This window comes from Roseateles sp. P5_E11, from assembly GCF_054049355.1.
This window is the reverse complement of record NZ_JBFUMO010000229.1, coordinates 1-8,683: the sequence shown is the minus strand read 5'-3', so window position 1 is coordinate 8,683 and position 8,683 is coordinate 1. Positions and strand designations below refer to the sequence as shown.

Sequence of the window (8,683 nt, the reverse complement as noted above, 5' to 3'; positions counted from 1 at the left end):
CTTTCAGTCTTTCGGCGGCAGCGGTAATGAGGGTGTCGAGACCGGACAGACCGTCGGCAATCCGTTGTTGCTCGGCAATCTCCGGGTGAAATATGGGTATTTCCCTCAAGGCTCCGAGAGATATTTCCTGAAATGTACTGCCCTTGCTGGTGGCTAGGATCTTGTCATAGACCACCTGGTTTCGAAGGGCGTGCATATAAAACGCTGTCGGCCCCTTGGTTCTGATTCTTGCTGTGCCTTGCGTCAGGTTTGCAACGGGAATATCACCAGGAACGATCTGCGATGCTCCAATATTCCCCCTCAGGGAAAACACAAGATCACCCGGCACTACTTCCGATCTTCGATATTTGGCAGCAATTGAATTTGATGTACGGGAAAGTGAGTCCACGCACAGCGCAGAGTTCAAGTTAGAACTCTTGATATATGGCATGCCGCCTGAAACGTGAGGCCCAGCTTGAACGATTCCATAGGATATTTTAGCCGTGCACAAATTTTCTAGTGCATCGACTTTCCAATCGCCGGCATTTTGGAATTCAGGGAATCGCAGGCGTGGTCGAGCTTCGCCATCGTAGGGGAACAGCTGCTGCATAAACCCTTTTTTATGGGTCTTCAGCGCATCCACTTTGCGGGCTTGCGCGGCGATCAGTTCGTCCAGCGAGCTCAGACAGTCCGCAATTTTTTGCTGTTCGGCGACCGATGAATCTCCCGTCGGCAAAGGCACAGGCAGTGCCATGAGATCACTGTCATTGATGCTCAGCGAGCCGTGCGCGCGTGCGCCTACCTGAATGAACTTTCGCAGCCACTGCCCATGCAGGTTGCCGAGAAAGAGGTAGTTGAGATACTTTGGTACGGGAGACTCGCCGTTGACCCTAAAGCAAGTGAATATGCTGTTGGGTACGGCAGCCAGCTTGCTGCCAGAATAGAGCGCCAAAAATCCCTCGGGATACTCCTTGGTGGCGCTTTTGTTGTAGGCGAAATCATTTGGCTTGAGCAGCAGGTAGTTTTTATAAGAATCGCCTGCAATGACTCGGCCGAACTTATCTTCCTGGCTCACGAGGCCAACGCCAGACGTGATGCTCATGGGAACACAAACAGCGTTGCCAACCTTTTCCGTGCTGATGAATGCCAACGAGCCCAGCTTGGCAGTCGTCCAGTCGCCTGCCATCTGAAACTCCGGAAACCGCAGCCTGGGCACCAACGCAGGTTTGGCCTCTGCCGTCAATACGGGGCTGGACGGTTTGGGGTTCATGGCGCCACCTCGTCAGCGTCGTTCTGGTCATCGGCATCCCACATCTCGCGGTAGGCGTGGATGTAGCCCGCGGTGGCTTGCGGGTGCAGCGTCCAGTAATGGCGGCAGAGGGTTTTGAAGAGGGTCAGGCCCTCGGGCAGGCAGGCGATGTCCAACAGCTGGTCGAGTGCGTGCTCGATCCGCTGTACATCGCGGCTGCCGCCTCGCACCATTTCTTGCACGGCGGGCGTCAGGGTTTCGATCGCCTGTTCGCGCAGCGTTTGCAGCTCGGCCATGGGCTGCTTCAGCTCGGCGAGCAAGTCCTGGCAGGTGGCAGTGCCCGGTGTGGGGCCGTGCTGGTGGGGGACGGTCATTTCAACAAGGCCTTTCCTTGTTCGGTCAGGCGGTATTGCTGCAAGCGGCTGTTGGGTTTGTCGGGGATGGTTCTCTCAATCAGCCCTTGCGCCAATGCGGGCGCGAGATACAACTTTTCGAAATTGTCACGGCCCTTGAGACTGAGCTTTTCCATCATGGCTTTGCGGCTCCAGGACCCTTCACCCACCGCCAAGAGCAGGGCTTCGACTTGCCCTGTGACTTGCCCTGTGACTTGCCCTGTGACTTGCCCTGTGACTTGCAGGGCTACCTGTTCGGTAGCTTGTTCGCCAGCTCCCGTCCCTTGCGCCTGGGGCCGCTGCACCCTGGCGGTGAACTGGTTGCCGCTGACCTCACTGATCAGCTCTATCTGGGGCCACTCGCCCAGCGCGCGGGGAATGCCGCTGCCCATGCCTCGGTAGGGCAGCAGCCGGAAGGCGTGTTCGCTCAGCGTGGGGTTGCGGCGGTTGCTTTTGCCGTGGCGGATGTCTTCAATGCTCAGGCTGTCGGGCAGAGGGCCGGGGCTGATGATTTCGATGCGGTCGCGAAACACGAGGATGCGGATGGAGGCACTGGTGAAGTAGTCGCGGTGCACCACGGCGTTGACCAGCAGTTCCTGGAGCGCAACTTCCGGCACTTCCAGAATGCCCGGTGAGTTGAAGCCCTGGTCGCCCTGCACGCGGCGCAGGTTGCGTTTGATGAAGGCCAGCGCCTCGGCGTATTGGGCAGGCAGGGTGCCGCTGAAGTCCTGACTGTCCTGGTAGTGGCTGTCGGCAATGCTGGTGCCGAAGAAGGCCACGGCTTTGATGGTGAAGGCCGGGCGCCAGCGCAGGGGGTTGCTGCCAAAGAGCATGAGGCCGGCCAGGGTGAGTTCATGGCCGTCGCCCAAGCCCAGGTTTTGCAGCAAGGCGTCCAGCGGCAGCCCGGCGCGGGCGCCATCGGCATCGGTGGCGTTGTAGTGCTGGGCCAGGTAGCGGCGAAAGGCGGGTTCGTCCAGGTCGGCGCTGGTGGTGCCGGCCACGGGCACCACATCCGCGTAGACCAGGCCGCCACTCTGGAACATGCGCTGCATTTCTTCGCGGGCGGTCACGTGGCGTTTGTCGGCGCCCTGTTTGACCCAGATGCGGCCTTGCTGGTCCAGATAGGGTTTGGCCAGGCCGTTGGGCACGGTCACCACCATCACCAGCCCGGCGTGGGTGGGCACGTTATCGGTGTGGGGGTGCAGTGGCGGGCGCACATGCTGGCTGCTGGCGTTGCTGAGCATCTGGTTGAGGCGGCGCAGTTCGGCCGCATCCAGCCCGGCCAGGATGCCGTCGTCGTTGACGCCGATGAGCAGCGTGCCGCCCCCGCTGTTGGCAAAGGCAGCCAGTTCGGCGGCCAGGGCGTCGGGACTGTTGAACGTGCGCTTGAACTGCTGGCGGGTGTGTTCGCCCAGCGCCACGCGCTCCAGCAGGGCAGCTTCGGTGAGGGGTGGCGGCTCACTCATAAGCGCTCAAGCCCGAGATCTCACGGCCCTGTGCCCGTTTGGTGAGCAAAGGAATCAGCTCGGCCATCAGCGCCGTCTCGGCCTGGGCGCGCGCCTTCCAGCCCAGGTCCAGCGGGGCCATCAGGTCGCTCAAGGCCTCGCCGTCAAAGATGAGGCGCTGCAGGATTCCGTCCACAAAGGCTTGCAGCGCTGCGGCGGTCAGGCCGTGCTGCGTGGCGATGGCGGCCAGTTCCGCGCCGTCCTTCTCCTTCTTGAAGCGCGTGTAGCCCTCGCGAATGGCGGTCTCACTCAGGCCTTCGCCGGCCTTTAGGGTGTTGATGTAGGCGGCGATGTCGTCGCGCTCATTGATGAACTTGGCATCGGCCTGGATGAGGCCGATGAGTTCGTCCCGGCTCATGCGGTGCTTGGCGCCTGCGCCCTGCTGCGAGAAGCGAGCCATCAGGCCCATGATGTAGTCGTAGTCGATGACGGCGGAGGCGAACAACACGAACTCGAAGTCGAGCTGGTCCACCGCTTGTTCTTCGGTGTCGTCGTTGCCGGTGCCGCCCTTGCCCTGCTGGTCTTTGAGGCGCTTGGCCGTGTCCAGGTACACGCCGCGAAAGGCTTGCAGGTCTTCGCGCGGCAGGATGGCCTCGATGGCCGTGGCGTTGTCGGCCGTCAGGTCGGTGTACTGGTCGAGCTGGGTTTTCAGGCGCTGCACTTCCTTGAAGGCCTGGATGAAGGCGGCGCGAGCGTCGTCGCCCTTGAGCTGAGGCACGGCCTCGGGCTCGCAGGCCAGGCCCTGGGAGGCCATGAAGTCGGCCAGTTTCTGCACGGCGGCGTCGAGCTTCTCGATGACCACGGGCGCCTTGTCTACCAGCCAGATCTTGCGGGCTTCAGCGTCGGACTTCTCGCCGGAAAACAGCGCGATGGCGGCATCCACGTTGTCTTGCTGCTGGCGGAAGTCAAGGATGTTGCCGTAGGGCTTGCTGCCATTGAGCACGCGGTTCGTGCGCGAGAAGGCCTGAATGAGCCCGTGGTACTTGAGGTTCTTGTCCACGTACAGCGTGTTCAGGTATTTACTGTCAAAGCCGGTGAGCAGCATGTCCACGACGATGGTGATGTCGATCTTCTTGGCGTGGGCGAAGTCGGCGTTGGGCCACTGCTGGTCCTTGATGCGCTTTTGCACGTCCTGGTAGTAGAGGTCGAACTCGCTCAGCTGATGGTTGCTGCCGTATCGAGCGTTGTAGTCGGCCAGGATGGCTTTGAGGGCGTTCTTTTTCTTGTCGGGCTCGACTTCGTTGTCAGCCTTCTCCTGCGGCAGGTCTTGCTGCAATTGGCTGACGTCGGCATTGCCTTCGGCCGGCGGTGAGAACACGCAGGCGATGTTGAGCGGCTGGAAGCCGGGGTCGGCTGCCTGCCTTGCCTTTTGCAGCTCGCCGAACAGGCCGTAGTACTCGATGGCGTCGTTGATGCTGGCGGTGGCCAGCACGGCATTGAAGCGGCGCGCGGCGGTGGCGGTGTCGTGCTTGGCCAGGATGGCTTCGATCACCGCCCGCTTGGCCAGGGCTTCACCGGGCTTGGGCGGGTTCTTGCCCTCGGGCTTGTAGTAGTCCACATGGAAGCGCAGCACGTTGGCGTCTTCGATCGCGTGGGTGATGGTGTAGGCGTGGAGCTGCTTCTGGAACAGGTCTTCCGTGGTCTTGAACTGGCCCTCCTCACCTTCGAACTGCTTGGCGGTGGCGTTCTTCTCGAAGATGGGCGTGCCGGTGAAGCCGAAGAGCTGGGCCTTGGGGAAGAAGGTCTTGATGGCCTCGTGGTTGTCGCCAAACTGCGAGCGGTGGCATTCGTCAAAGATGAAGGCGACGCGCTTGTTGCTCAACGGCTCCAGCTGCTCCTTGTAGGTCTTGAGGTCGTTCCGCTTGCGTTGCTTATTGCGCTTGCTGTTCTCGTCCAGCGCCAGGCCCAACTTCTGGATGGTGGTGACGATGACCTTGTCGGCGTAGTCGTCTGACAGCAGGCGGCGCACCAGCGCGCCGGTGTTGGTGTTCTCCTCGACGCAGCCTTCCTGGAAGCGGTTGAACTCTTCGCGGGTCTGGCGGTCCAGGTCCTTGCGGTCCACCACGAACAGGCATTTCTCGATGTCGGGGTTGTCCTTCAGCAGCGTGGAGGCCTTGAAGGAGGTGAGCGTCTTGCCGCTGCCGGTGGTGTGCCAGATATAGCCGTTGCCGCAGTTCTGATGGATGCAGTCGACGATGGCCTTGACGGCGTACACCTGGTAGGGCCGCATCATCAGCAGCTTCTGCTCACTGGCCACCAGCACCATGTAGCGGCTGATGGCTTCGCCCAGCGTGCACTTGGCCAGGAAGGTCTCGGCAAAGTGGTCGAGGTGGGTGATCTTCTTGTTCGCTTCGTCGGCGTACTGATAGATGGGCAGGAAGCGCTCGTCGGCGTTGAAGGCGAAGTGCCGGGCGTTGTTGTTGGCGAAGYACCAGGTGTCGGTGCGATTGCTGACGATGAACAGTTGCAGGAAGCACAGCAAGGTCTTGCTGTAGCCGTTGCCGGGATCGTTCTTGTAGTCGACGATCTGTTCCATGGCCCGGCGCGGGCTGATGCCCAGCGTCTTTAGCTCGACCTGTACGCAGGGCACGCCGTTGATGAGGATGAGAACGTCGTAGCGGTGGTGGCTGTTGTCGGTGTTGATGCGCAGCTGGTTGACGACTTCGAAGCTGTTCTTGCACCAGTCCTTGATGTTGACCAGCGTGTAGTTCAGCGGGGTGCCGTCGTCGCGGGTGAATGCGTTGCGCTCGCGCAGGGTGCGGGCGGCGGTGTAAACGTCGGGGGTGACGATCTCGTCCAGTAGGCGGGCGAATTCGCCGTCCGACAGGTGGACGCGGTTCAGCGCTTCAAACTTCTCGCGGAAGTTGCGCTCCAGGGATGCGCGGTCGCGGATGTCTGACCGGTACTCGTACTTCAGGGCTTGCAGCTTGCTGATGAAGCCGTACTCGACCTGCTCTTCCTTGACGCGAAGGCTGGGCGGGGCAGCAGGCAACTCGTAGGTTTGCGTGGGTGAAGACATGGGCGGGCTTGTGAACGCAATCGACAAATTAGGGCGCTGCTCAAGCCGTCGATTGGCGAGAACTGTTGCGATTCTGACGGGGATCCGGCGACTGGCTTCCTCAAACGAAAGAGCCCGGCAAGCCGGGCTCTCTTCTTGTCATGGCGCCCAGCGATCAGCGATCACCGCGCTCCGAGACGATCAGTCGTCTCAGTGGCACTAATCAATCATCATCAAACGTCGATATTGCCTGCGCGCAGCGCGTTGGTTTCAATGAAGTCGCGCCGCGGCTCCACCTCGTCGCCCATCAGCATCGTGAAGACCTTGTCCGCCTCGATGGCGTCGTCGATCTGCACGCGCAGCAGGCGGCGCACGGTGGGGTCCATGGTSGTTTCCCAGAGCTGCTCGGGGTTCATCTCGCCCAGGCCCTTGTAGCGCTGGCGGCCGACGGCSCYYTCGGCYTGCWGCATGAGCCAGGCCATGGCGGCGCGGAAGTCGTCGACCTTGCTTTCCTTGTCCTTGTCATCGCTGGCTCGCGGGAGGCGCATCGCGGCGACAGCCGCGGAGCCCGCCGCGCGCGGCGCCACAATCCGCCGCATGATTTCACGACCCGTTCCCGATGAACGCGGCGGCAAACCGTCGCCACGCGCCGCAGTGCTCTGGCTGACCGGCCTGCCCGGCGCCGGCAAGTCCACGATCGCACAGGCGGCGGCGCGTCTCGTCGCGAGGCGGGCATGAAGCGCCCCGTTTCGAGCGATCCGCTGCACGGGCTGAAGCCTGCCGACGTGCAGCAGCTGGCCCGCGCCACGCAGGCGCTGCAGGCGGGCGACCGCATGTACGCGGGGGTGCTGCTGCTCGATCTGGCGCGCAGCGCGCCGGAGCACCCGGAGGTCTTGCGCCTGCGTGCGGTCTGCCGCGCCGGCGACGACGACTGGGAAGGCGCAACGCAGGACCTCGCGCGGGCACTCGCGCAGCGGCCCTGGGACTTCGATCTCCGCTCGCAGCTCGCGGCCGCGCAGGAGCACGCGCACGATCACGCTGCGGTGGTCGCGACGCTGCGCGAAGGCGAGGCACACGCGACGACATCGGCCGACTGGCTGGGGCTGTCGTTCGAGCACGACAACGCCGGCGAGCCGGCGGCGGCATACGGCGCCGTGCAGCGCGCCGTCGCGCTTGACCCGGCGGCGCCGCTCGCCCGGCTGCAACGCGCACGCTGCGCCACGGCGCTCGGCCATGGCGATGTCGCGGCCGCGGATTGCCGGCACCTGATCGCGCGCGGCGAGCTGGTCGCGCACGCGTGGTTCACGCTGGCCGACCTGAAGGTCGTGCCGATGACCGCCGACGAGCTGGCGCAGCTCGAGGCGAAGGCCGCCGCGCCGCCGGCGACGATGCCGGCGGAGGAACGGCTGTTCCTGCGCTTCGCCCTCGGCCACGGGCTGGAGAACGCAGGGCGGCACGCCGACGCGTTCCGGGTCCTGTGCGCGGCGAACGATGCGGCGCGCGCGTCGCGGCCGTGGGACACCGCGGCGTTCGCGCGCCACGTCGACGCGATCCGCGCCGCGTTCGCCGGTGCGCCGCCGCCGCCGCAGGACGGGCCGGGGCGCGAGGTGATCTTCCTCGTCGGACTGCCGCGGTCGGGGACGACGCTTGTCGAGCAGATCCTCGCGAGCCACTCGCAGGTCGAAGGCGCGAGCGAGCTGCCGTACCTGCCGCAGCTGCTCGACGCCGAATCTCGCCGGCGCGGCAAGCCGTTCCCGGCCTGGGCCGCCGATGCCAGCGACGCTGACTGGCGGCGGCTCGGCGACGCCTACTTGCGGGCGAGCGCGCGCTGGCGCACCGGCAAGCCAATCGCCACCGACAAGCTGCCCGAGAACTGGCTCTATGCCGGCGCCGTACTGCGCATGCTGCCCGGGGCTCGCATCATCGATTGCCGCCGCGACCCGGTGGAGACCGCGTGGTCCTGCTACAAGCAGCTCTTCGGGCCGGGCATGGTGCACTTCACGTACAGCTTCGACGGGCTCGCGGCGTACTGGCGCGCCTACGAAGCGCTCGCCCGCTTCTGGGCCGAGCGGTACCCGGGCCGCTTCGTCGTGCAACGGTACGAGGACCTCGTCGCCGACCCGAATGCCGGCATCCACGCGCTGCTCGCCGCCTGCGGCCTCGACTTCGAGCCGGCCTGCCTGCGCTTCCACGAGACGGCGCGCGCGATCCGCACGCCGAGCGCGCTGCAGGTGCGCCAGCCGATGCGCGCCGCGTCGACGCCGGGGCAGCGCTACGGCCCGCTGCTCGACCCGCTGCGCGATCGTTTCGCCGCGACAGGGGGGTGACCGGCCCGGCCAGCGCCGACGACGCCCCAGCGTCTGACGCTTAGGGGATGCGCCTCACGCTACAACGAACGTAAACGTCAAACGTCGATGTTGCCCGCGCGCAAGGCGTTGGTTTCGATGAAGTCGCGCCGCGGCTCCACCTCGTCGCCCATCAGCATCGTGAAGACCTTGTCCGCCTCGATGGCGTCGTCGATCTGCACGCGCAGCAGGCGGCGCACGGTGGGGTCCATGGT

7 protein-coding genes and 1 pseudogene are annotated in these 8,683 nt (G+C 64.1%); 2 read left to right on the top strand and 6 right to left on the bottom strand.

Going from position 1 to position 8,683, the window contains the following annotated elements; all coding sequences use genetic code 11:
- The 5 genes and pseudogenes from ACXJKR_RS17255 to gyrB all read right to left on the bottom strand — a co-directional run.
- Positions 1-1,249 (bottom strand): restriction endonuclease subunit S (locus tag ACXJKR_RS17255; RefSeq protein ID WP_457323863.1); only part of this gene is annotated, 1,249 nt, incomplete at its 3' end.
- Positions 1,246-1,602: a hypothetical protein gene (locus ACXJKR_RS17250; protein ID WP_457323862.1), complete on the bottom strand. Its 357-nt coding sequence runs from the start codon at positions 1,600-1,602 to the stop codon at positions 1,246-1,248. The genes ACXJKR_RS17255 and ACXJKR_RS17250, both read right to left, overlap by 4 nt.
- Positions 1,599-3,086 (bottom strand): Fic family protein, encoded by a 1,488-nt coding sequence (locus tag ACXJKR_RS17245; RefSeq protein WP_457323861.1) that lies wholly within the window; start codon positions 3,084-3,086, stop codon positions 1,599-1,601. The genes ACXJKR_RS17250 and ACXJKR_RS17245 overlap by 4 nt, the downstream gene beginning before the upstream one ends.
- Positions 3,079-6,144 (bottom strand): type I restriction endonuclease subunit R, encoded by a 3,066-nt coding sequence (locus ACXJKR_RS17240; protein ID WP_457323860.1) that lies wholly within the window; start codon positions 6,142-6,144, stop codon positions 3,079-3,081. The genes ACXJKR_RS17245 and ACXJKR_RS17240 overlap by 8 nt, the downstream gene beginning before the upstream one ends.
- 212 nt (positions 6,145-6,356) lie before the next feature.
- Positions 6,357-6,644: pseudogene (gene gyrB / locus ACXJKR_RS17235) on the bottom strand (DNA gyrase subunit B); the annotation flags it as partial.
- A 76-nt stretch (positions 6,645-6,720) separates the two neighbouring features.
- Here gyrB and ACXJKR_RS17230 point away from each other — a divergent pair.
- Both ACXJKR_RS17230 and ACXJKR_RS17225 read left to right on the top strand, forming a co-directional pair.
- Positions 6,721-6,861, top strand: a complete 141-nt coding sequence (locus tag ACXJKR_RS17230; RefSeq protein ID WP_457323859.1) for an adenylyl-sulfate kinase — start codon at positions 6,721-6,723, stop codon at positions 6,859-6,861.
- Positions 6,858-8,450 carry a tetratricopeptide repeat-containing sulfotransferase family protein gene (locus tag ACXJKR_RS17225; RefSeq protein ID WP_457323858.1) on the top strand — a complete coding sequence of 531 codons (1,593 nt, stop codon included), beginning with the start codon at positions 6,858-6,860 and terminating at the stop codon, positions 8,448-8,450. Before ACXJKR_RS17230 ends, ACXJKR_RS17225 begins: the two co-directional genes overlap by 4 nt.
- Positions 8,451-8,527: 77 nt before the next feature.
- On the opposite strand, the gene ACXJKR_RS17220 is transcribed toward ACXJKR_RS17225, so the two are convergent.
- Positions 8,528-8,683: hypothetical protein (locus ACXJKR_RS17220; RefSeq protein WP_457323864.1), on the bottom strand; the 156-nt coding region annotated here is incomplete at its 5' end.